Annotated in this window: 22 protein-coding genes and 3 tRNA genes; 15 read left to right on the top strand and 10 right to left on the bottom strand. The window is 49.1% G+C overall.

Annotated features, from left to right (window positions below):
- Positions 1-41: 41 nt before the first annotated feature.
- Positions 42-653, bottom strand: coding sequence for a phosphoribosyltransferase (locus tag ACO05E_RS01125; RefSeq protein WP_419811167.1), 612 nt, complete (start codon positions 651-653; stop codon positions 42-44).
- Between the two features lie 127 nt (positions 654-780).
- Here ACO05E_RS01125 and ACO05E_RS01120 point away from each other — a divergent pair, with 127 nt between their 5' ends.
- Entirely contained in the window at positions 781-1,350 is a 570-nt protein-coding gene (locus tag ACO05E_RS01120; RefSeq protein ID WP_419811166.1) for a phosphoribosyltransferase, read from the top strand.
- 39 nt (positions 1,351-1,389) lie between these two features.
- Here ACO05E_RS01120 and ACO05E_RS01115 read toward each other — a convergent pair whose 3' ends face one another.
- Complete coding sequence (locus tag ACO05E_RS01115; RefSeq protein WP_419811165.1) at positions 1,390-2,265, bottom strand: DMT family transporter; 876 nt, start codon at positions 2,263-2,265, stop codon at positions 1,390-1,392.
- Between the two features lie 125 nt (positions 2,266-2,390).
- Between ACO05E_RS01115 and ACO05E_RS01110 the strand changes: the two genes are divergently transcribed.
- Positions 2,391-4,211, top strand: a complete 1,821-nt coding sequence (locus ACO05E_RS01110; RefSeq protein WP_419811164.1) for a VRR-NUC domain-containing protein — start codon at positions 2,391-2,393, stop codon at positions 4,209-4,211.
- A 14-nt stretch (positions 4,212-4,225) separates the two neighbouring features.
- Here the strand turns inward: ACO05E_RS01110 and ACO05E_RS01105 are convergent, their stop codons facing one another.
- Positions 4,226-4,624 (bottom strand): cyclophilin-like fold protein, encoded by a 399-nt coding sequence (locus tag ACO05E_RS01105; RefSeq protein WP_419811163.1) that lies wholly within the window; start codon positions 4,622-4,624, stop codon positions 4,226-4,228.
- A 209-nt stretch (positions 4,625-4,833) separates the two neighbouring features.
- Complete coding sequence (gene leuA / locus ACO05E_RS01100; RefSeq protein WP_419811162.1) at positions 4,834-6,510, bottom strand: 2-isopropylmalate synthase; 1,677 nt, start codon at positions 6,508-6,510, stop codon at positions 4,834-4,836.
- Between the two features lie 143 nt (positions 6,511-6,653).
- Here leuA and ACO05E_RS01095 point away from each other — a divergent pair, with 143 nt between their 5' ends.
- The 6 genes from ACO05E_RS01095 (at position 6,654) to ACO05E_RS01070 (ending at position 11,913) form a co-directional block, all read left to right on the top strand.
- Positions 6,654-7,142 carry an Lrp/AsnC family transcriptional regulator gene (locus tag ACO05E_RS01095; RefSeq protein ID WP_419811161.1) on the top strand — a complete coding sequence of 163 codons (489 nt, stop codon included), beginning with the start codon at positions 6,654-6,656 and terminating at the stop codon, positions 7,140-7,142.
- A gap of 27 nt (positions 7,143-7,169) precedes the next feature.
- Complete coding sequence (locus ACO05E_RS01090) at positions 7,170-8,069, top strand: bile acid:sodium symporter family protein (RefSeq protein WP_419811160.1); 900 nt, start codon at positions 7,170-7,172, stop codon at positions 8,067-8,069.
- Positions 8,070-8,086: 17 nt separating this feature from the next.
- On the top strand, positions 8,087-9,724 hold the full coding sequence (locus ACO05E_RS01085; protein ID WP_419811159.1) for a sensor histidine kinase: 1,638 nt from the start codon (positions 8,087-8,089) through the stop codon (positions 9,722-9,724).
- Positions 9,725-9,906: 182 nt separating this feature from the next.
- Positions 9,907-10,275, top strand: coding sequence for a translation initiation factor Sui1 (locus ACO05E_RS01080; protein WP_419813640.1), 369 nt, complete (start codon positions 9,907-9,909; stop codon positions 10,273-10,275).
- A gap of 109 nt (positions 10,276-10,384) precedes the next feature.
- Positions 10,385-11,323 (top strand): LysR family transcriptional regulator, encoded by a 939-nt coding sequence (locus ACO05E_RS01075; RefSeq protein ID WP_419811158.1) that lies wholly within the window; start codon positions 10,385-10,387, stop codon positions 11,321-11,323.
- 188 nt (positions 11,324-11,511) lie between these two features.
- On the top strand, positions 11,512-11,913 hold the full coding sequence (locus tag ACO05E_RS01070) for a bacteriohemerythrin (protein WP_419811157.1): 402 nt from the start codon (positions 11,512-11,514) through the stop codon (positions 11,911-11,913).
- A 9-nt stretch (positions 11,914-11,922) separates the two neighbouring features.
- Here the strand turns inward: ACO05E_RS01070 and ACO05E_RS01065 are convergent, their stop codons facing one another.
- Positions 11,923-12,846, bottom strand: coding sequence for a D-hexose-6-phosphate mutarotase (locus ACO05E_RS01065; RefSeq protein ID WP_419811156.1), 924 nt, complete (start codon positions 12,844-12,846; stop codon positions 11,923-11,925).
- 84 nt (positions 12,847-12,930) lie between these two features.
- On the opposite strand from ACO05E_RS01065, the gene ACO05E_RS01060 reads away from it, so the two are divergent.
- Both ACO05E_RS01060 and ACO05E_RS01055 read left to right on the top strand, forming a co-directional pair.
- Entirely contained in the window at positions 12,931-13,431 is a 501-nt protein-coding gene (locus tag ACO05E_RS01060) for a hypothetical protein (protein ID WP_419811155.1), read from the top strand.
- 18 nt (positions 13,432-13,449) lie between these two features.
- A complete protein-coding gene (locus tag ACO05E_RS01055; protein ID WP_419811154.1) occupies positions 13,450-14,340 on the top strand; it encodes a DUF599 domain-containing protein in 891 nt (296 codons plus the stop codon).
- 19 nt (positions 14,341-14,359) lie between these two features.
- On the opposite strand, the gene ACO05E_RS01050 is transcribed toward ACO05E_RS01055, so the two are convergent.
- Positions 14,360-15,256: a hypothetical protein gene (locus ACO05E_RS01050; protein WP_419811153.1), complete on the bottom strand. Its 897-nt coding sequence runs from the start codon at positions 15,254-15,256 to the stop codon at positions 14,360-14,362.
- A 145-nt stretch (positions 15,257-15,401) separates the two neighbouring features.
- Here ACO05E_RS01050 and ACO05E_RS01045 point away from each other — a divergent pair, with 145 nt between their 5' ends.
- Complete coding sequence (locus ACO05E_RS01045) at positions 15,402-15,620, top strand: hypothetical protein (protein ID WP_419811152.1); 219 nt, start codon at positions 15,402-15,404, stop codon at positions 15,618-15,620.
- A gap of 151 nt (positions 15,621-15,771) precedes the next feature.
- On the top strand, positions 15,772-16,464 hold the full coding sequence (locus tag ACO05E_RS01040) for an FKBP-type peptidyl-prolyl cis-trans isomerase (protein WP_419811151.1): 693 nt from the start codon (positions 15,772-15,774) through the stop codon (positions 16,462-16,464).
- A 147-nt stretch (positions 16,465-16,611) separates the two neighbouring features.
- Here ACO05E_RS01040 and ACO05E_RS01035 read toward each other — a convergent pair.
- The 4 genes from ACO05E_RS01035 to galU all read right to left on the bottom strand — a co-directional run bounded on the left by ACO05E_RS01035 (position 16,612) and on the right by galU (position 17,882).
- Positions 16,612-16,687 (bottom strand) — tRNA-Asn (locus tag ACO05E_RS01035).
- Positions 16,688-16,723: 36 nt separating this feature from the next.
- Positions 16,724-16,800, bottom strand: a tRNA-Pro gene (locus ACO05E_RS01030).
- A gap of 32 nt (positions 16,801-16,832) precedes the next feature.
- Positions 16,833-16,908: transfer RNA gene (locus tag ACO05E_RS01025), tRNA-Asn, on the bottom strand.
- Between the two features lie 134 nt (positions 16,909-17,042).
- A complete protein-coding gene (galU, locus tag ACO05E_RS01020) occupies positions 17,043-17,882 on the bottom strand; it encodes a UTP--glucose-1-phosphate uridylyltransferase GalU (RefSeq protein WP_419811150.1) in 840 nt (279 codons plus the stop codon).
- 365 nt (positions 17,883-18,247) lie between these two features.
- On the opposite strand from galU, the gene zwf reads away from it, so the two are divergent.
- From zwf to edd, 3 genes are read left to right on the top strand one after another with little or no spacing between them, the layout of a single operon-like run.
- Positions 18,248-19,708 carry a glucose-6-phosphate dehydrogenase gene (gene zwf / locus ACO05E_RS01015; protein ID WP_419811149.1) on the top strand — a complete coding sequence of 487 codons (1,461 nt, stop codon included), beginning with the start codon at positions 18,248-18,250 and terminating at the stop codon, positions 19,706-19,708.
- Positions 19,709-20,413, top strand: coding sequence for a 6-phosphogluconolactonase (pgl, locus tag ACO05E_RS01010; RefSeq protein WP_419811148.1), 705 nt, complete (start codon positions 19,709-19,711; stop codon positions 20,411-20,413).
- A 29-nt stretch (positions 20,414-20,442) separates the two neighbouring features.
- Entirely contained in the window at positions 20,443-22,251 is a 1,809-nt protein-coding gene (gene edd / locus ACO05E_RS01005; RefSeq protein ID WP_419813639.1) for a phosphogluconate dehydratase, read from the top strand.
- The last annotated feature ends 117 nt before the right edge of the window (positions 22,252-22,368 follow it).

The following is a 22,368-nucleotide window of genomic DNA, read 5'->3' as shown; positions in this document are numbered from 1 at the left end:
ACTGATCCGGGCTTTGTTTAATGCGGATTCTGTATTAAAGATTAATCTTGGATGTATTCCGGGTGAATCATCGGTGCCACAAAGGATTTATGCTCTTCAATTTCCTGCTGCGTCAGGCCGTTTAACTCGTAGGGGAATACCAGCCAGTCATTGGTTTGGTGCAGGCAAAAGTCCGGGTTGATATCGGTACGGTTATAATCCGGGCGTTGCCAAAGGGTTGCCACTTTAACCTGCGACGGCATATTGCGCTTCAGTTTGCCCTGTAAGCGATTAATCACCGCCTGAATGTTATGGCCGGTACTGAAAACATCGTCGACAATCAATAAACCATCATCAACATTCAGGTTCTCAACCAGATACTGAGTGCCGTGCACGCGGATTTCTTCTGGTGATTCCATAATGTCCTGATAGGCGGTCTGGCCGCGATAGGAAGTACGCAGAGCAATATGATCGGTTTTAACGCCCAGAGTCTGCAGACATTCCTGAACATAAATACCAACCGCGCTGCCACCACGCCATAAGCCAACAATAAAGGTTGGGCGAAAGCCACTTTCAAAAATAGAAACGCCGAGTCGGAAAGCATCCTGAATCAGCTCTTCTTCATCAAGAAAATGTTTGGACAAGGTGGCCGGGGCATGTTGCGCAGAGGACATAAACGAGAATCACATTAGCAGTTTGATAACCAGAGAGGTATGATACACGACTGACCATGCGGTCAGCTAATGATTTTTGAAATCGGCCGTGAACGAACGGCCAGTGCAACAAGAGAGCAAACACATCATGAGCGAGAAACTCTACCTGACAGGTCAAAGTCTGCTGGAAGATTCTTACCGGCTGGCTGAAAAAGTACTGTTAAGTGGCTTTCGTCCTACCTTTATGATCGCCGTATGGCGTGGAGGTGCGCCCATGGGAATTGCCGTTCAGGAATACCTGGCGTATCACGGCATCGAAACCGACAATATTTCAATCCGCACCGCCTCTTATGCTGCGGGTATTGATCAGCAAGCCAAAACGGTACAGGTTTTTGGCCTCAACTATCTGGTGAAAAACATTCGCCATGAAGACAGTCTGCTGATTGTTGATGACGTATTTGATACTGGCCGCTCCATTGATGCCATCATTAATGAACTGAGTCGTCGTGCGCGTCTTAATACGCCACATGATATCCGGGTTGCGGTGCCGTATTACAAGCCGGAGCGTAATAAAACCGATCGTGTGCCGGACTACTACGTGCATGAAACCAGCTCCTGGCTGAAATACCCGCATTCACTGGAAGGTCTGAGCGCGGAAGAAATTCAGCAAGGTCGCCCTGAGTTGTACGATATCATCAAAGACCACCTGCCCGAGTAACATCTGCCAGAGTAGAGCATACTTGAGTCAATCGCCCCGTTAACGCTTAAACCAGTTACGTACTGAACTCCAGCGATTGGCCAGTAACGAGGCAAAAATCAGCGCACAGCCCATCATCTGTTGTGCGCTCATTCTCTCATCAAACCAGAAGGCTGCAATCAATGCGGTCCAGATAGGTTCCAGTACCATAATAACCGCCGCATGTGCCGGTGATGTTAGCCCCTGAGCATAGGTCTGCAACAGAAAACGCGCCGATGTGCCCACCAATACACTCAAAACCAGCCACAGCGTCATGCTGCCGCTCATCTGTGTTGGCCATACCTCCAGCGCCAATGACAGCGGTAAAGCCGTCAGACCAACAATCGTCAGCTGAATCGCACTCAGTGCCAGCGCCGGGGTATTAGAGGCGGCATGACTATTGAGAATAAACGTCAGAGCCAGTAATAACGCCGCAACAAAGAAAAATATCTGACTGGCTTCCGGATTAAAGCCGTTTTCTAATGCCAGTAGTGCTAAGCCGATAATTGCCAGAGGCAAGGCGAACCAGGTAGATGCCGGTGGCTTGTCGCCAAAAAACAGCAGGCCAATGGGAGCCACAAACACCACCGCCATGCTGGTAATAAAGGAACCTTCCCCCAGGCTGGTGGTGTAAAACAGGCCCATGATCCAACAGCTCATGGCGATGCCAAAAAAGATGCCCACCGCCGCTGCGGAGCGCCATTGCTGTGCGGATAATGACCGCAGAGACTGGCTGCCAACGGCGGCTAACAACAAACCGGCCAGCAAAAAGCGACTGCCGATAAATAGCAACGGCGGAAACTCAGCCAATGCTTCTTTAGAAAACATCCAACTGATCGCGGCCAGTAAGGTAACAATAATTAATAAGCCATCGGCTTTGGTTGAGTGCAGGCTCAAAGAGTTTGATCCGGTTGGTAATAAATTGATAGTCAACGATTTTAAACCGGTGAGATAATCTAGTCACTGCGGCATCAGTCCGCAAATATTCTTTAGCGGCGAAATGAGCATAAAGGCAGGGCGCGGTGGAGCTGGCAACGTATTATTATCACGATAATTCTTTACACCTGATTCGTCATGTTCAGGCGTTATATGCGGATATTCTGGATGATGCCGAGCGGGAATTTATCGAGCAGTTTTTGTTGTTGTCCGCCAGTGCTCAACAAATCTATATTCGCCTGTTGTGTCGCAAGGGTGATCTGTTTCGCAGCAGCAAACTGACCTATGCAGAGATATCCAACTTGCCGGATGCTCTGGATGAATTACTGCAGCAGCGCTTTATTGGGCGCTTAGCAACCGGACGGGAATACGATCATCATCATGCTGAGATCGTGGCGTTATATACCAAGCCGGAACTGAGCCAGTGGCTGATTGAGCATGAGTCAGCATTCACATCACAAGCTGAAACCGGGTCGCCGGGTGCGTTTAAAAAATTATCACGCTCCCAGCTGGATGACCTGGCTGACGCATGCTGTAACCAGTCAGCACAAGCTCTGTCTTCCTTGATTAAAAATGATGTCATCTGCTTGTTTGGTGAGCTGGAATTTACCACCTTCCGGTTATTGTACTTTGGTAATTTATATCAGGATTTTACCGACTTTGTGCTGCGGGATCTGGGCATTTATCGTTATGAAAATTACCGTATAGATCAGGCAAGTCGAGGCTTTAGCCGTCGTGAGCAATTGGAAGAGCATCTGAATTATTATCACTTTACTGAAGACTTGCCTGAATTACAGGAAGCTTCTGAAGCTGAGGTGATTGAGTCGGTTAATGCCTTGCTGCTATTGAAAGAAAACAGCAATGACGAAGGTATTATTCGACGTTTAAATCACAAAGGTTGTGAGTTAACACGCCAGTTGGAACGCTTAGGTGCTAATGAGCAAGCTTTAGATTTTTATCGTCAGTTTCCGCTTCATCCAGCTCGTGAGCGAATTTGCCGGATTTTATGGAAACAAACGACGGCTAAGCACGCTAAAAATTCGGATGAAACAAACAAAACATCTGAAACAGCCTTAAAAACATTGGCAGAACTCAGTCTGGCCATATCAGAAGCGCCGTTTCATGTATTGGAGAAACAATTTATCAACGGCTTTTTGCCAGCGCTGATCCGGCGTTTACGTCAGTACCATTTATCCGCTGTTGCTGATCGGTGTGAAGAAGGCATCACCGGCTCGTATGTCTGGCGTGAAGATATTATGACGTGTGAAAAAACGCCTCTCTGGCAGCACTCCGGTGTAGAAGCTGCTGCGATTGAGCTGGTGGAACAACAACAGCCAGGGCAGGCTTATCATGTTGAAAATGCGCTGATTCTCAGTGTTTTTGGATTATTTTACTGGCCGGTTATTTTTGCTCCGGTTACGGGTGCTTTTTTCCATGAATTTCAGGCCGCCCCAGTGGATTTATATCAGCCGGATTTTCTCGAAAAAAGGCAGAAAACCTATCAGGCTCAGCAGGCACTGTTAGATCATCCACAAGGACAGAGCACCTTTAAAAAACAGGTGCTGGAGCGGGCTCAACAAAAAGCCGGTATTCATACGCCATTTGTTTTCTGGGGTTTATTTGACGACGGCAATCTTTCTTTGGTTGAGCAGGCTTTAGAACAGATTCCATTACACCACTGGCGATTACTGTTTGATTATTTATGGCAGGATCTGAAACACCACCGTAATGGTTTGCCGGACTTATTGTGGCTTTCAGAAAGTGGAACGTGTGGTGACTATGAGTTAATCGAAGTGAAAGGGCCGGGAGACAGTTTGCAGAAAAATCAAAAGGGCTGGCTGGAATATTTTGTACGGCAGGCTATTCCAGCCAGGGTGCTTTATATTCGTGAAGCGGCAGGCGACTAAACAGCGACAGAGTGTTATCCCGCCTTATCCAGGCCACTCAGTGCCCAGATATCAACATGAACACGGGTGCCGGGTTTTATCTGTTTGAGTTCTGATACATCGTCCAGTGCATCGCCCCAGATATTGCAACTGCAGGCCAGACGCGATTCGCCATAGCGTGAAATGGGGGTGGGTCCATAAGCAATGGTGATTGAACTGCCATCCGGCCAGAAGCCAATATCACCGGGTTTTACCACGTTGGTCGCGCTGTCTTCAAAGCTGACCCGCACCGGGCAGTCAAACATCACCTCACTGCCCCAGGTCTGAATGGTGGCCGTAAAAGGAATGGCATTAAGAATGGCCTGGGCGGTGGCGGTACGGCGCAGAGCAACCCGGATATTTTTATTATCAAACTGCAGATTCAGAATGGTCATACCGTGGCCCCTGTTATTAGTTTTTGTTGATCGAGCTTTCTTATGAGCCATACCAAGTTAGCAAACTTCACCCCCCGAATGCCGCGTTTTTTTGTGTTATTTTTCGCTTAACAAAACCATAACAAAGTAACCTGATCAGATGGTTAGCCATAAAAAAAGGCCGCCGGATGGATATCTGGCGGCCTTAGCTCAGAAGTTACTTTAACTCTTCAGGCGGCAATTTGTTGTTCGGCAATGGCTTTGTTTAAACACGACAGAACCGCATTGAGGCTGGCAGCGACTATATCCGAGTCCTGAGACACGGCGGTGTAACGCTTGCCACGAATCGTTGCCTGAATCAGTGCCAGTGCCGAGGCTTCAGAACCCTGCTCCAGCGAATGCTCGTCAAATTGCACCACTTGAATATCAACCCCGGTGGCTTTATGAATACCATCAATAAAGGCACTGATGGCACCGCTGCCCTGGCCGTGAATCGGCATCAGGTCGTTGGCGTCGGTTAATGAAGCCTGAACGTGATGCTGGTTGCCCTGACGATCAATCTGATAGCTGGATAACTGATACTGGCCATCCTGATCCATAAAGTGTTGGCGGAAAGTCGATAACACTTGTTGTGGTTCTACTTCGCCTTGTTGTTGCTCGGCCAGTGTCTGAATCGGTTGTGCCAATTCAACTTGCAGCCAGCGGGGTAACTCAATCCCTAACTGCTGCTCCAGCAGGTAAGCCGCGCCGCCTTTACCAGACTGGCTGTTCACCCGGATCACCGACTGATAGGTACGGCCAAGGTCCTGAGGATCAATCGGCAGATACGCCACATCCCACGGTTCGTCAGTCGCTTGTTGTGCCAGACATTTACGAATGGCGTCCTGATGGCTGCCAGAGAAGGCGGTGTACACTAACTCGCCTAACCACGGGTGGCGTGGGTGTGTCTTGATGCTGGTGCAGGCTTCAACCGTGGCAATAATATCGTCGGCTTTGCTCAGATCCAGCTGCGGGTCAATGCCCTGGCTGTAGAGGTTCATGGCCATGGTTACTATGTCCATATTGCCGGTACGTTCACCATTACCTAATAACGTGCCTTCAATCCGGTCGGCACCGGCCAGAATTGCCAGTTCAGCGGCCGCCACCGCACAACCCCGGTCATTATGAGTATGAATACTGATGATCAGCGCATCGCGCTGGTGTACATGGTCGCAGAAGTATTCAACCTGATCGGCGAACACATTTGGTATAGCACACTCAACCGTGGCAGGCAGGTTAATAATGGCTTTGTTAGCCGGGGTGGGCTGCCACTGATCAATCACGGCATTACACACCTCAACGGCAAAATCGACTTCGGTTGAGGAGAAACTTTCTGGCGAATACTGGAACACCCATTCCGTGCGAGGGAATTTCTTCGCTTCACTCTGCACCTTACTGGCACCGTGGCGGGCAATGTCGATAATGCCTTGTTTATCCAGGCCAAAGACCTTGTCACGTTGCACCGGAGAGGTGGAATTATAAACGTGAATCACCACCCGGCGAGCCCCGGCCACCGCTTCAAAGGTGCGCTCAATCAACTCATCACGCGCCTGCACCAATACCTGAATGGTGACATCTTCCGGAATCTGATTGGCTTCAATTAACCAGCGGACAAAATCAAAATCCGGTTGTGACGCCGCAGGAAAACCCACTTCAATTTCTTTAAAGCCCATGTTCACCAGCAGACGCCACATGCGTTGTTTCTGCTCCACCGTCATAGGTTCAATCAAGGCCTGATTGCCATCACGCAGATCCACCGAGCACCAGGCTGGTGCCTGCTGAATGGTTTGTGACGGCCAACGACGATCGGTTTTCTGAATAGCCGGGAAGGGGCGGTATTTGGCGTGATTAAAAGGCGCAGCAGACATGAAATTTCCTGAAATAGCGATAACGTTTGAATGCCACCAGTATAAAAAGACCGGGTTGGAATGAGTTTGCAAAGTGTGTGTAGAAAAAGCTGATTTAAGGCGATATATTGCTTTTAATTGATTATTTTTAGGTTTTTATTGTTTTGAGCAAGCAATCTTCCGAAAACATTGAGCTGGATCGCACGGATAAGCGCATTCTTGAGTTACTGCAACAGGACGGCAGCCTGAGCAACCTGGATCTGGCCGAGCGGGTAGGATTATCGCCATCGCCTTGCTCCCGGCGGGTCAAGGCACTGGAGGAGAGTGGCCTGATTCAAGGGTATCGCGCTCATCTGGATGCCCGGCGTTTAGGACTCAATCTGATGGCGCTGATTAATGTGAGTATGGATCGCCATACCCCGGACCGGTTTGAGAACTTTGAGCGAACGCTGCGTGATTGCCCGTCGGTGTTGGAGTGTTACCTGATCACCGGCCAGACCGCTGACTACGTGATTAAAGTGCTGGTGGAAGATATGGACGACTTTCAGCAGTTTTTATTGGGCACTTTGACACGTATTGAAGGGGTCTCTGGGGTGCATTCCAGCTTTGTGATGCGTAAAGTGCTGGATCGTACCCAAATCACCATTCGCTGAAATTGTATGATTGTTTAAGGAAAGAGCATGGGTCAGGTTTTATTGAACCCGCAAGTGTTGTCTCAAATAGTTCTACCGCTGGCATTGGCCGTTATGATGCTGGTAATGGGTTTGTCACTGCGGCTTGAACATTTCCGCCGGATACTTCAACAGCCCGGGCTGATTGCTCTGGGTCTGGCATTGCAATGGCTGCTGTTACCCTTGGTAGCGGTGTTATTAATTTCAGCATTAGCACTGCCGGTTGAAGTTGCATTGGGGTTGATGATTCTGGCAGCTTGCCCGGGTGGCGCGACCTCCAATGTGATCAGTCATCTGAGTGGCGGCGATGCCGCCTTATCGGTCACGCTGACGGCGGTAGTGAGTTTATTGGCTCCGCTGACATTACCCTTGTGGATCTCGTTGATGACGGATGTGTTAGCCATGCCCAGTCTGTCGGTGGCGTTGAGTTTTAAGGCTGCGGCTTTGCCGTTACTGCTGGTCACGGTTATTCCGTTGTTGACGGGTATGTTGTTGGCCGCTCGCTTTCGTGACTGGGCGCAGCGACATGCACCATGGCTCAACCGGCTGAGCTTTTTGTTATTTTTTATGCTGGTGATTGCGCTGACCTGGGTGAATGCCGATCGTTTACCGCAATTATGGTCGACTGTCACCGTAGCGTGCTTAGGGTTATGTCTGATTGTGATGACCCTGTCCGCATTTCTGACACAGACCCTATTTGCTGAACCGCGCTATGCTCGAACACTGGCGATTGAAGCGGGCATACAAAATGCCGGAACGGCCATCATGGTATCCGTCACACTGTTGCAGAGACCGGAGCTGGCCGTGGTGGCGCTGTTTTACGGCATTCTGATGAACCTGCCAGCTTTGTTGCTGATCTTTCAGTCCCAGTTGCAGCGGCCTGTCTATACTGACGTCAGAGAAACCTGAGCAGCCCGGGGAATATTTTGAAACCTAAGCTTCAGTCCATTGAAAGTCGGCTTACCATCTATGTGTTGCTATTCAGCGTCACTCTGGGTGTGGCGTTCAGTGCTCTGCAGATTGGCTTTGACTACGTGGGCGAGCGCCAGCGATTTGCGCAACAAACCCGTGAGTTGTTATCCCGCCAGCAGGTGTCGGCAGCACTGGCGCTATACAATTATGACGATCATGCCATGAACGCCATTCTCGATAGCCTGAGGCTGAATCCGGCGATTGTCACCGCCACTCTGATGGAGCTGGACAGTAACTTTCAGATAACCCGCGGCTGGCCAGAAGCACAGCGCCAGCAGGCGCTGAATCAGTCTTATATGATTGCTTTTCGACAAGACCTGATGGAGCCTGACACCTACACCAACGGCACTAAAGCCCTCGGTATGTTGACCGTTTGGGCTGATGAACGTCTGCTGCATCAGGGCTTTGAACAGCGTGCCGGGCTGACTCTGATGCTGGATGTATTGCGCAATATTGTGCTCGCTTTTGTTTTGATCATGGTGTTTCGCTCGCGCTTAACCGGCCCAATTAAACGCTTGACCGGGCGTATTCTGGAAGTGGATCCCAAATCGCCGGTGAAGTTACCGCTAACGGTTGAAAGCCCGTTGCAGCACAGTGAGCTGGACGACCTGACCAATAAGATGAATGCGTTGTTAGCGGCGATGGATGATGAAATTATCCAGCGTGATCTGGCGGAAAAGCAGGTGCGCTTTTTTAACGAAAAGCTGGAAGACAAGGTGCGTGCCCGTACTCAGGCGCTGAACGACAGCAACCAGCAGCTGCAAAACAGTCTGGATGAGTTGCAACGTACACAACGGTTGTTGCTTAAAACACAGAATATGGCGGCACTGGGGCAGTTAGCTGGTGGCATGGCGCATGAAATTAATAACCCTATTGCGGTGGTCAACAGCAACCTGAGTATGCTGGCCGATTACTTAAATGATCTGATTGGCCTTGTGGTGACTCTGTCGGCTGATGAATCGAACACGGCTATCACTCCCTTATTACCGAAATTGAAAGCGCTAAAACAGCAAATCGATTTTGATTATATTCGTGATGATGCCGCTGATTTACTGGCCGCCTGTCAGCAAAGTACCAGCCGGATTCAGAATATTGTTGATGAGCTACAGACCTTTGTGGGTGGTGAAGGTCGCGATCATCAGTCGGTGCAGCTCAGTGCGTTATTCCGGATGGCGGTTCAGGATAGTTTGCTGGATCAGTCGGACTTTATTCAGGTGCAAGAGCACTTCGATTGTGGTCATGATGATTTGGTTTGCAATAGCCGGCAAGTGACTATGGTGCTGGGCAAAATTTTGCGCAATGCCCGCGATGCCATGCCTGAGGGTGGGGTGATTGATGCCACGATTCAGGCTTCAGAAGAGCAGATTTGCCTGGTGATTCAGGATCAGGGCGTCGGCATGACAGAAGAAGAACTGATGTACGCCACCAACCCGTTTTATACCCGCAAAGAAGTTGGGCAGGGCATGGGAATGGGCCTTACGGTGGCCTACAATGTGATGGTGAATCATGGCGGTTCGCTGGATATCAGTAGTAGCAAAAATACCGGCACCCGTGTAACGCTGACCTTTCCTCATTCACCGGATTCTGCCTGATCTTTAACCCTTCGGCATTTGCGCATTGTTGCAGAAATCAGTACCGTCGCTCCCTCACAAACCAAACACTCTTTAAGACAATGGCAAACGATAAGCACTCTTCCACTAAAACCAATACCTCGCCAAACAACGCCTCACAAAGCAAGCAGCCAGTCGATTTATCGGCGTTATTACAAGGTGGGCTGGGCTCGGCTAACAGTGCCTCTGATAACAGCGGCTCGGTGTATTCCACCGCGGTTGGCAGAACCTGCTCTGGTTGTGGTCAGGCGGCTTCAGATTGTGCCTGCAAGGATGAAAGTTTGCCTGAGGGCGATGGCATTGTCCGTGTCAGTCGTGAGTCCAAAGGGCGTGGTGGCAAGGTTGTGACTCTGGTTTCGGGTATTCCGCTGGTGGGAGCAGAGTTAAAGACGCTGGCTAAAGACCTGAAAAAGAAATGTGGTGTGGGTGGTGCTCTGAAAGATGGCGTGATTGAAATTCAGGGTGAACAGCGCGATCTGTTGGTGAGTGAGCTCAGTAAGCGTGGTTTTACGGTTAAAAAATCCGGTGGTTGATTTCGCGTATTTATATCAGAGGCAAAAATAATACGCTTGGTGAATAATATAAATCCTGCGACAATAGCCCTCGATAACAATAGTTTCCTGTGATTTCTGAGGCTTAACCGTGAATCTGGATCGAATTGATCTGAACCTGCTGGTGTATCTTGATGTGCTGTTGCGAGAAGGCAGTGTTACTAAAGCGGCTCAGCAGCTGGGTATTACTCAGCCCGCTATGAGTAACGGTTTACGCCGTTTGCGTGAATTGTTTTCTGACCCCATTCTGGTACGCACCTCCGATGGCATGACGCCCACAGAGCGGGCGCAGGAACTGCAGCCGATGATTCGTAAAGCGTTGGGTGAGCTGGAAGCCGCGTTGCAGCCACTGGAAGACTTTGATGCCAAAATCAGTCATCGGGTGTTTCGTATTATGGTCAGTGATTATGCCGAGTCGACCCTGGTTCCTGAATTGGTTAAACGCCTGCGTAATGATGCGCCGGATGTGATTCTGGATGTATTAACCCCCTCCGATGTGACGTTCAAAGATGTTGAAGCTGGTAAGGTCGATATGGCGATCAACCGCTTTGACGATATGCCTCAATCGTTCCATCAGATGACCCTCTGGCAGGATGATTTTGTGTGTCTGGTAAATCCCAATCACCCCTTGGTTGACCAGTTTGATTTAAATGCTTACCTGTCGAGTAAACATATCTGGGTTAGTAAAACCGGTATGGGTGCAGGTGTTGGTATTGATCCGGAAAAAGTGGTGCGCTTGGGATGGGTTGATAACGCCTTATCCAAACTGGGCCATAAGCGTAAAATCTCAGTCTTTACCCGTCATTATCAGATGCCTGCACTGCTGGCGCATAATAACGATCTGGTGGCAACGCTGCCGCGCCGTGTGGCAGAAATGCAGGCCGAATCCTCTTCGCTGCAAGTCAAAGAGCCACCGTTCTCTATTCCTCCATTTGAATTAAAGATGGCCTGGTCGCCATTGTTGCAACACCATCAGGCCCACCGCTGGTTGCGCCGCACCATTGTGGATGTGGCTCAGCAGTGCCAATAGGCCTGGTAACGCGCATAGCCAGTCGATGATCGCGGAGCTCAGCAGGCTGCTTGATATGTATCAATATCAGGTAATTTGCCACTGAATGGTATTCAGCTGATGAGTTCCGTTCTCATAGAGGATGGTGATAGCATGTCAGCCCCAAGCATGTTCGTTCCCGATAACTGTTTCAGTGAGGCAGGTGCAGTATGGAATTTCAGGATTACCCTCAGGTAGCGATGGAATTTATGAATCGTGATCACGAAGAATTTGTGACCTTATTAAATAAAGCAGAGCAAAAGCTGCTGATGGGGGGCAAATTCACTAAGCACCTGAAAAAACTGTACAACCATTGTGTTGAGCATTTTGCCCATGAAGAGGCAGAAATGCTGGCCAGTCATTTCCCCCCTTATGATATGCACAAGCAGGAACACGAACGGGTTCTGGCATTATTCCGTGAGCAGCTTGAGCATTATGAAAAGCATCAGGATGACGAGGCAGCATTGGAGTTTATCGAAGAAACGATTCCCCAGTGGTTTATCATGCACCTGAACACCATGGATAAAGTGACCGCGCAGTACCTGTATCAGCGCAAAGGCAATGTCGCCTGACGGTATGCTTTAGTCGTCACGGCTGAGTATCAGGGTCAGGCAATGCTGCTGGCCCGGCGCTACTGTGACCACGTCCTCCAGTGCATTGGCGGTTTCAATACAGACCATATTACGATAATCCTGATGACCAAACTGGCCAAGGCGTTTGGCTTTTTCTATCCATGGATTCCAGACAATACATGACTGGCTGCCCTGAGCCGTCAGATAGGTTGTTCCTTCAGGCGTTTGTAGTCTGAGTCGGTTGTTGTTCTTTTGCTGATAAACCCGATCGGTTTCTGCCGTAAAAGCAACCGGCCCCCTTTGAATACTCTGCTTCCAGCCTTGATGGTCACTGATTAGTGCATCGGCATAACGGCAATCTTCGAGTCCATATACCTTGGTATTGCTGATATCACTGGTCGGCAAATACGTGTGTAATGCCTGACTCAGCGTCAGTGGTTGTGGGGCTGAATTGGTGGTGATTAATGACACGCGGCACTCATGTGCAGTCAATACAAACTGCGCCTCCAGTGTTGCCTGGCCGTGCCAGTGTGATGGGTTGTCACGGCTTTCATTTTTGTTTGGCAATCTCATAGATACCTGCACCTGATCACAGCTTTCCTCAATATCCATTAACTCCCAGAGTTGTGTGCGGGCAAAGCCATGTGCAGCTGCCTGATGTGGGTCGCTGATATGTTGCTGCACCGACGCCGGATTTTTATCAGCATTGCCAAACCAGGGCCAGCAAACAGGAATTCCACCACGCACTGAGGTACCGGATTGATACTTCGCTTCCGGGCTCAGCCATAGCCAGTTGTCCTGGCAATGTTCCGGTTTGAAATAAATCAGTTGGGCGCCCTGAAGCAATATGTCGGCTTTAAATAAAGGGTGACGAATTTCCAGGCAGGCGAGTTGGTTGCGCTGTTTTATGCTGGAGAAAACCCGTGTGTGCATGGTGATTTTCCTTATCGGCAAGAGATCAATATTAAGACGCAGATAGTGTAACAATTCTGCAAGTTGATGAAGTACTATAAGCACATGAATAACGCAGAGATAACACCGGGTATGATGGATAAAGCCGAATTAAAGGCGCTGCTGCTGAGCAGTCTTGATCAGGAAATTGATGAGGCAATAAAAGCCGCACAACAAGCTCAGGAAGCCGCAGCTCATCAGGATAATCAGCCAGAAAATCAATACGATACCCTGAGTCTTGAGGCGGCTTATCTGGCCCATGGTCAGTCAGAGCGTATTCTGCAGTTACAGCAGGATCGGATACGACTTGAAAAGTGGCAGATTCCGGAATTCTCAGATGATGATGTAATTGCTACCGGCGCGCTGGTGACTCTGGAGTGCAATAACAGCTCTCCGCGTTTAATCTGGATTACCCCCTGTGCCAGCCGGTTATTGAATAATCAGGTGCAGGCTGTGAGTGCTCACACACCACTGGCGCAACGGCTGGTTGGTTTGGGTGTGGATGATGAAGTAAATTTACCTTTGGGTGAGTCCGTGGGGGTATGGTGTATTGAGTCTGTTCAGTAAGGATTTGACCGAAAAATTATGATGACCATTATTACGCAGGAAATTGGTTTTATTAACCTCATCAGTCTGGTGTGGTTTTTGTTCTGTTGGATCAGCTATTCATTATTTGCTAAATACATGGCGAAAAAGGTAGCGTCATTATCATCGGTATTACACGTTCACCGGATTAACTGGATGCGACGTTTATTGCAGCGTGACGTCCGGGTTGGGGATGCGGCTTTATTATCCAACCTTGAGCGTAACGTAAACTTTTTTGCCTCATCTTGTGTGCTGATTCTCGCCGGTTTATTAGCCGCGTTGACGGCGATTGAGGAGCTGCAACAAATATTGTCGGAAATTACCTTTGTTGAGCCCACCTCCTTACTGGCGTTAGAGCTGAAAATTATTACGCTGGTGTTTGTTTTTATTTATGCGTTTTTTACTTTCACCTGGTCGCTACGACAATACGGCTTTGCTTCTGTTTTGGTCGGCGCGGCGCCATTACCGGATGACGAAAGTGTGACAGCCAATGAAAGACGCAGTTTTGCTATTTATGGCGCAAAAATTATTGATCAGGCCAGTCACAGCTATAACTATGGCTTGCGATCCTTTTATTTTTCTCTGGCATTGTTAACCTGGTTTGCCAGCCCTTGGGTATTTATACTGGCGGCCACGGCTGTAGTTGGGGTTTTATATGAACGTGAATTTTTATCAAATTCACTGCGGGCGTTAAAAAAAGTGGAAGGGGTAGGGGATAAACTCTTTGAAGATGATAAAGAGCTGTATCGTCGTTCTCTTGTTAAACCTGTGAAAGAGAAGCCCCTGAAAGAGAAAGCATTGAAGGAGATGTTGGTAAAAGAAAAGCCAGTAAAAGAAATACCGGCTAGCAAAGATAAACTTGTAAACAAAGATAAGCTTCCTAAAGGCTGACTCCTTTATTTAGCGTCACTTATTCAACTTCACTGATAAAGCGCGCCAGGACTTCATGCGTTCGTGTGTTAAATACCACAGCGGATAACACCTCGGCGCGCACTGCCTGGGTCGGGTGTTGCTGATAATCTGAGTTCAGGTAACAGCGATTTTTTCTCTGGCATAAACGAAAACCAATTTGTATCTGTAATTCCCGTTTGGCGGTGTAGGGATAGCTGATTTCCGGCGCTGTCAGCCAGGATAAATCTTCAAATAATCCGGGTTCCCACACCCAGTCTGCATGCTTGTTGCTCAGTGATGATGAATTTTTAATATTCAGCGTTGCGGCAACCCAGCGTTTGCCATTTTCTTTTAATAATTGCTGGCCTAAACGATTCAGCTCTGTTTCTTCCAGCAGAGTAAACTCAAGTACGGATTTGGCTTTCTGTCCTGGTTGATAACGGGCTGATTCGTCCGGGAATAATGGGCTGTATGCCTTGCTATCTGGCAGATTACGCATTCCCACAATGCTGAAACTTTGCTTGTTTTTGGCGTAATTGTATTTTGCTGGTTGTAGCTGAAATGTCTGGAAATAAGTGTTGCCAGATGGGAGTGTGGCGTTTTTCTGGTCGGAGAAAATCAGCTTAACGTGTTCTTGAGCTGGTATTTGTTGAGTCTGTTTTTTCTGAGTTGGTGTTTGCTGAGTTTGTATGTGCATAGCGGCGAGTGCCTGGTCTGCGGCCTGGATACGCTCATTTCTGAGTTGCTGACGACGCAGTGCCGCTTGTTGGGCTTGTTGTGCTGCCAGTTCAGCACGCTGGGCTTGCAATAACTGCATGCGACGCAACTCTTCTTTCGAAGGGCCGCTGCAGGCGCTACTGAGCAGGCTGCTAATGAGAATGAATAGCGAAATACGTAATCGCATAGCGGATAACATGGTGATTTCCTTATTATTGTTTGATTTGGCGGATTATAGCGAGATTTTTAAATAGCGGCAGATTGTCGAGCTTCATTGTGCTGTCGGCTAGACAAAAAAGTGCCCTTATGCGAGTCTACTTCCAGTTTAGGAACCGGGTCGTATTGTGAAATCTTTGTCTTTATTTTGTGCTGCTATTATTGGTGTGTTATCCGTTGCTGGCTGTGCTGATTCAGCGATGAGCAAATTATCTGACAAAGAGCTGCGTAAGCGTCATGCTATGTGCCGTACCGGCGCAAATCTATCGGCACCTGAAATCCAGGTATGTAAAAACATCGCGCGTGAGTGTGAGCGTCGTGCTGAGAAGGATAACTGGGCCTGTTAGGACTGCCCTCAGGAGTTATCTTTTTGTCTTTATCGGGTCAGCAAACGACGCTGATCTGTCTGTTGCTGTTCTTTGCGCTTCTTTCGTAGGAATTCCAGAGTGCTTGTAGTAGTGTACGATGCTTCTTGGAAAATCATGCGAAGGAAACCCCATGAAATTAACAAAACTTGCACCTGCAATTGTACTGGGTGCAGCATTATTGGCCGGTTGTGGCCAGGAGGAAAAAGTGAAGTTAGAGAACCATATTGATCAGGCAAGTTATGGTGTTGGCCTGAACATTGGTCGCCAGCTGGCAAGCGAGTCTGTTGAAATGAATGCCGATGCGATTGCTGCCGGTATCAAAGATATTCTGACTGAGTCTGAGCAGCGTATTGAAGACTCTGTTATTGAGGCGGCATTCAATCAGGTTCGTGAAGAGCAGCAGCGTAAGCAAGAAGCTCTGGATGATGCAGCGGCAAAAGCCAGTGAAGAATTCCTGGCTGAAAACGCTAAGCGTGATGGCGTTCAGGTAACTGAGTCTGGTCTGCAGTACGAAGTGCTGACCGCCGCTGGAGGTGAAGGTGAGAAGCCAGCAGCGACTGATACTGTTCGTGTTCACTACCACGGTACTCTGACCGACGGTACTGTGTTCGACAGCTCTGTTGAGCGTGGTGAGCCTGCACAATTCCCGGTAAATGGTGTTATCAAAGGCTGGATCGAAGCGCTGCAACTGATGCAGCCGGGCGACAAGTGGAAGCTGACTATTCCGGCTGATCTGGCTTATGGTGCTCGTAGCCCAAGCCCTAAAATTCCAGCTAACTCTGCGCTGGTATTTGAAGTGGAGCTGCTGGAAATTGTTAAGTAACGATTTCTGAGTTCTGGCAAGAAAACCCGTGATGCAGCTGTATTGCGGGTTTTTTTATGCGCAGATGTAGCTAAATAGATAGCAAAAACAAAAAAGTGTTTTGAAGAATGATTTAAATAGATATTAAGCAGAATGCTTAGAAAGAAGTGGCTCCCCGAGCTGGACTTGAACCAGCGACCAATAGATTAACAGTCTACTGCTCTACCGACTGAGCTATCGGGGAACATAAGGTGAACGAAAAATCGTTCGAACAAATTGTTGGTCGGGGTAGAGAGATTCGAACTCCCGACATCCTGGTCCCAAACCAGGCGCGCTACCAGACTGCGCTATACCCCGTTTGTTGTTGATTGTTTAACTTCCTGAGAAGTTGGCTCCCCGAGCTGGACTTGAACCAGCGACCAATAGATTAACAGTCTACTGCTCTACCGACTGAGCTATCGGGGAATGTCTCTCAACAACGGGGCGAATTCTATGTAGAAGAGTTTGCCCCGTCAACACTTTTTTTTAAGAAAATTTAAAAAAAGCTAACAAAAACAAAAAACTAGGGATTATTAGCCGACCTGAGATCAGGCCAGCGGTTACCCCTGCTGCTTTTTGTAGACGTTCTCAAACACGTGGTTAGTAGCATCAACAAAGCCTTCAATTGAACCACAGTCAAAACGCTTACCACGGAATTTGTAAGCCATCACACAGCCTTCCTGGGCTTGTTTCAGCAGTGCGTCGGTGATCTGAACTTCACCATTCTTGCCGGGCTCGGTGTTTTCAATTTTGTCGAAGATGTCCGGTGTCAGGATATAACGACCAATAATCGCCAGGTTGGATGGGGCATCTTCTTTCGCTGGCTTCTCGACCATGTCCGTCACCCGGAACAAGCCATTACCCATGTCTTCACCGGCAATCACACCGTACTTATGAACCTGATCTTCTGGAACTTCCTGAATGGCGACTACCGAGCAGCGGAACTGGTTGTAGATTTTAACCATCTGCGCCAGTACACCTTCACCATCTTCAGCCGCTACACACAGGTCATCGGCCAGTACCACACCAAAAGGCTCATCACCCATCAGATTACGACCCGACAGAATGGCGTGACCCAGGCCTTTCATATGGTTTTGGCGAGTAAAAGCAAAATCATTGTTTTCGATCAGCTCACGGATTGAGCTCAGCAGAGTTTCTTTGCCAGAGCCCTGAATCTGATGTTCCAGCTCATAGCTGATATCAAAGTGGTCAGCGATAGCGCGCTTACCACGACCAGTTACAAAACCAACCGTAGACAGGCCAGCCTGAGCCGCTTCTTCAACACCATATTGCACCAGTGGCTTGTTCACCACGGGTAGCATTTCCTTTGGCATGGATTTCGTTGCGGGCAAAAAGCGGGTGCCATAACCGGCAACAGGAAATAAACACTTGCGAATCATTGGATTCAATCCTTTGTCAATTACATTTGAAACAGTTTGCTCGCCGGTGAATAGGGAGTCAGGCGAGCGAGTGGTCGAGATTATGTCAGAATTGTTGCGATTATGCGTCAATGAGCATCAATCTATCGTCTGACTGAGCACAATCGGAGCAAGTTCGGTGCCGACCGGGTCTATACTGAACTCAGGCTTGAAGTATGAAGCACAAGTAGACCTAAACATGAGTGGGTTTAAATATGAATGGGTCTAAATATGAGTAGGCCTGAAACATGCTTAATTGATCACCAAGGCCTGCCGCGCATAGGTACTTTGTCAGGTACGTTGTCATAAGGTTAGATGCACTGAAATAAAGCAGAAGAGGAAAGCCGATGCACATTGATGCGCCATTTGAGTTGGTTCTGTTTGGTGGCTTGGGGGATTTGTCGCAACGTAAGCTGCTACCTGCCATGTTTATGCTGTTTTGTGATGGCCGCTTGCCCCAGCCAGGAAAGATTGTGGCCATCACCCGCCGTGAGCTGGCACGTGACGATTTTCTCCAGCAGGTGCGCCAGGCGTTAAGGCAGCATCTTGAAGCCCGTTATTTCGACGAAAGTCTGTGGCATCAGTTTGTTGAATATCTGGTGTGCCATACCATTGACCTGAACGATGCAAATACCTTTGTGCAACTGGAACAGGTATTGGATAAGCAATGCCAGAACCGGGTTTTTTACCTGGCGACCGGATCTGATCTCTACACCAGCATCTGTGCCGGGTTGCATCACAGTCATCTTATTCATGAACACGCCAAAGTGGTGCTGGAAAAGCCCATTGGTCATGATTTTGAATCGGCCACTCAGATTAATAATGCGGTGGCTGAGTATTTTGCTGAATCTCAGATTTATCGTATTGACCATTATTTAGGCAAAGAAACGGTGCAGAACCTGATGGTGCTGCGGTTTGCCAACTCACTGTTTGAACACCAGTGGAACCACAAATACATCGATCATATTCAGATTACGATTTCTGAATCTTTGGGGGTGGAAAAGCGTGCCGGTTTTTATGACCACGTTGGTGCGATGCGCGATATGTTCCAGAACCATTTGCTGCAATTATTGTGTATTACCGCTATGGAGCCGCCGGCGAGTCTGGAGCCGGATGCCATCCGGGATGAAAAGGTAAAAGTCATTCGCTCATTGCGGGCGATTACCGGTGACGCCATTAACGATAAAGTGGTTCGTGGTCAGTACGATGCCGGTGTGGCCGATGGTAAACCGGTGCCGCGTTATCGGGATGAGCCGGATGTGGCAGGTAAAAGCCAGACAGAAACCTTTGTTGCCGTTAAGGTAGAAATTGAAAACTGGCGCTGGGCTGGTGTGCCTTTTTACCTGCGTACCGGTAAACGCCTGGCGGAACGCGCCTGTGAAATTGTGGTGCACTTTAAAGAGATACCGCACTCCATCTTTCCATTGCAGCACAAAAATACCATGGCGAATAAGCTGGTGTTTCGTTTGCAACCGGATGAAGGTATTCGTCTGATGTTGTGTGAGAAAAAGATTGGCCCGGGCATGAACGTGCGGCCGATGAACTTAAGCCTGAATCCGGCGGATCACAAAAAAACCCGTGTACCTGAAGCCTATGAAAGGTTATTGTTCGACGTTTTGGTCAGTAACGCAACGCTGTTTCTGCGAGACGATGAGCTTATGGAAGCCTGGCGTTGGGTTGACTCGATTTTAACTTTCTGGAACGACCTCGAACAACGGCCTGAACCCTACACCTCAGGCAGTTGGGGGCCTGCAGCAGCGACCCTGTTGCTTGCCAAAGACGGGCGTCTATGGGATGAGAATAGCTGAATGATTAACGATAACCGTTTCTCCGATACACACACTCTGGCTCAGCAACTGGCCGACTCCGTTGCCAGGAAAATGCAGTCAATTATTGATGAGCGTGGCCGGGTATCCCTGGCTGTGAGTGGTGGCACAACGCCAAAAGCGTTTTTTCAGAAACTGTCGGAAAAAGAGCTCGACTGGGCCAAAGTGCTGATCACTCTGGTCGATGACCGTTGGGTTGAGAGCGACGATCAAGACAGTAACGAGCGTCTGGTGAAAGACAACCTGCTGATTAACCACGCAAAACTGGCCTACTTTGTGCCTCTGAAAAATGCAGAGGAAACGCCGAAAGAAGGTCTGATGATCAGTGAAAATCGTTTGCATGAGCAGATTGATGAGCTCGACATCGTTGTGCTGGGCATGGGGCTGGATGGCCATACGGCATCCTGGTTCCCCGGGTCTGAGTCCTTAACTCAGTGTCTGGATGAGCAGGCGGCTGCCTGTTGTTTTGCGGTAATGGATGCGCCGACCTTTCCTCAGCGTATGACCATGTCGTTATCACTGGTGCTGCGCTCCAAGCATATTTACCTGCATTTTGAAGGTGAAGCGAAAAACAAAGTGTTTGAGCAAGTGTGTGATGAGCACGACAAGCACAATTTTGAACCTATGCCGGTTCGCTCCGTTCTGTTCCAGAATCAAGTGCCGGTGAATATTTATCGGAGTGCTTAATGCCACATAACCGTGATGCTGACGTACCTATTAACCCGATTATTCAACGAGTTACCGAGCGTCTGATAACACGCAGCCAAACACAGCGGCAAGCGTATCTTCAGATGATTCAGCAAGCGGTTCAACAAGGGCCAGTGAGGGATCAGTTAAGCTGTACCAATCTGGCCCACGATTATGCAGCGGCGCCGCACGATGACAAACTGATTCTTAAATCCTCCCAGCGCGCCGCGAATATCGCCATTATCTCTTCTTACAACGACGTGCTTTCGGCACACGCTCCCTACCGACATTACCCGGAACAGATTAAAACCGCACTGGCAAAAGCCGGTCATGTGGCTCAGGTCGCCTCGGGTGTGCCCGCCATGTGTGACGGTGTGACTCAGGGCCAGGATGGTATGGAACTGTCTCTGTTCAGTCGTGATGTGATTGCCATGAGCGCTGCGGTTGGCCTGTCTCATCAGGTGTTTGATGGCGCTGTGATGCTGGGAATCTGCGATAAAATTGTGCCTGGTTTGTTGATGGCAGCGCTACGCTTTGGTCATTTGCCGACCATCTTTATTCCAGCCGGACCAATGCCCAGTGGTATCAGTAATTCTGAAAAAGCCAAAACCCGTCAGGCGTTTGCGGCCGGAGAAGTCGGAGAGGATGAGCTGCTGAGCAGTGAGATGGCGTCTTACCATTCCGAAGGTACCTGCACCTTTTACGGCACCGCAAATTCCAATCAAATGTTGATGGAAATGCTGGGGATTCAGCTTCCCGGTTCATCTTTTATTAATCCGAACGATCCATTACGACGTGTATTAACCGACTACGCTTCGCAGCTGGTGGCGCATAAAACCGCGCTAGAACCCGGATTTATGCCGCTAGGCCAGATGATTGATGAGCGCAGCATCGTTAATGCTGTGGTGGGCTTATTAGCGACTGGTGGCTCGACCAATCACAGTATTCACCTGGTTGCGATTGCGCGTATGGCGGGCATTGAGCTGACCTGGGAAGATATGGCCGACTTGTCGAATGTGGTGCCGTTATTAGCCCGGGTATACCCCAATGGGGCGGCGGATATTAATGCCTTTCAGCGCAGTGGTGGGATGGCGTTTCTGATGCGTGAACTGGCATCAGAAGGGCTGTTACACACGGATGTAAACACCATTATGGGAGCTGGTTTGAGTGATTATTTTCAGGAACCTTATCTTGATAGTGATAACCAGCTGGCTTGGCGCCCGGCCGTTTCCGAAAGTCTGGATTTATCGGTGTTGGCGCCCGCACATGCACCTTTTATGCGTGAAGGCGGTATGAAACTGGTCAGTGGCAATCTGGGTAATGCCATTATGAAGGTTTCGGCGGTGCCGGATGATCGCTGGATTGTTGAAGCACCAGCGAAGGTCTTCGCCGATCAGAACGATGCATTGGCGGCGTATAAAGCCGGTGAATTAAATCAGGATGTGGTGGTGGTGCTGAAACAGCAAGGCCCTAAAGCAAATGGCATGCCGGAGCTGCATAAATTAACCCCGGCGCTGACCAATCTTCAGGACGCCGGGTTCAAAGTCGCACTGGTAACCGACGGGCGTTTATCCGGTGCCTCAGGAAAAGTACCGGCAGCGATTCATTTATCGCCAGAAGCCTGTGCGGGTGGCCTGATTGCAGCGATCAAAGACGGTGATGTGGTGCGGCTGGATGGTCATGCCGGAGAGCTGAGTGTACTGACGGTTGGATTTGCTCAACGTGAATTTGAAACACCTCAGGCGCAGGTCAGCTTTGGTTTGGGGCGTGAGATATTTCAGGTCTTCCGTAATCAGGTCAGCTCAGCTGAACAAGGCGCGATCAGCATTGATTTTTAACCGTTAAAAGGATTTCAGGAGTCTTTTCAGTCGCCACCCCGAAGGCACATCCATGTGCCTGCCGGGTGGTCGCAACATCCTGTTGCTGCTTTTGAAAAGACTCCCGAATTCCTTTTC

The sequence above is a fragment of the Bacterioplanoides sp. genome, assembly GCF_965226395.1.
Classification (GTDB): Bacteria; Pseudomonadota; Gammaproteobacteria; order Pseudomonadales; family Oceanobacteraceae; genus Bacterioplanoides.
This window is presented reverse-complemented; position numbering and strand designations above follow the sequence as displayed.

Coding starts and splice junctions, on each gene's coding strand:
- ACO05E_RS01040 (WP_419811151.1), top strand. CDS start 15,772: ATGAAATTAACAAAACTTGCACCTGCAATTGTACTGGGTGCAGCATTA.
- zwf (WP_419811149.1), top strand. CDS start 18,248: ATGCACATTGATGCGCCATTTGAGTTGGTTCTGTTTGGTGGCTTGGGG.
- ACO05E_RS01060 (WP_419811155.1), top strand. CDS start 12,931: ATGAATAACGCAGAGATAACACCGGGTATGATGGATAAAGCCGAATTA.
- pgl (WP_419811148.1), top strand. CDS start 19,709: ATGATTAACGATAACCGTTTCTCCGATACACACACTCTGGCTCAGCAA.
- ACO05E_RS01125 (WP_419811167.1), bottom strand. CDS start 653: ATGTCCTCTGCGCAACATGCCCCGGCCACCTTGTCCAAACATTTTCTT.
- galU (WP_419811150.1), bottom strand. CDS start 17,882: ATGATTCGCAAGTGTTTATTTCCTGTTGCCGGTTATGGCACCCGCTTT.
- ACO05E_RS01055 (WP_419811154.1), top strand. CDS start 13,450: ATGATGACCATTATTACGCAGGAAATTGGTTTTATTAACCTCATCAGT.
- ACO05E_RS01070 (WP_419811157.1), top strand. CDS start 11,512: ATGGAATTTCAGGATTACCCTCAGGTAGCGATGGAATTTATGAATCGT.
- ACO05E_RS01120 (WP_419811166.1), top strand. CDS start 781: ATGAGCGAGAAACTCTACCTGACAGGTCAAAGTCTGCTGGAAGATTCT.
- ACO05E_RS01105 (WP_419811163.1), bottom strand. CDS start 4,624: ATGACCATTCTGAATCTGCAGTTTGATAATAAAAATATCCGGGTTGCT.
- ACO05E_RS01050 (WP_419811153.1), bottom strand. CDS start 15,256: ATGTTATCCGCTATGCGATTACGTATTTCGCTATTCATTCTCATTAGC.
- ACO05E_RS01065 (WP_419811156.1), bottom strand. CDS start 12,846: ATGCACACACGGGTTTTCTCCAGCATAAAACAGCGCAACCAACTCGCC.
- leuA (WP_419811162.1), bottom strand. CDS start 6,510: ATGTCTGCTGCGCCTTTTAATCACGCCAAATACCGCCCCTTCCCGGCT.
- ACO05E_RS01090 (WP_419811160.1), top strand. CDS start 7,170: ATGGGTCAGGTTTTATTGAACCCGCAAGTGTTGTCTCAAATAGTTCTA.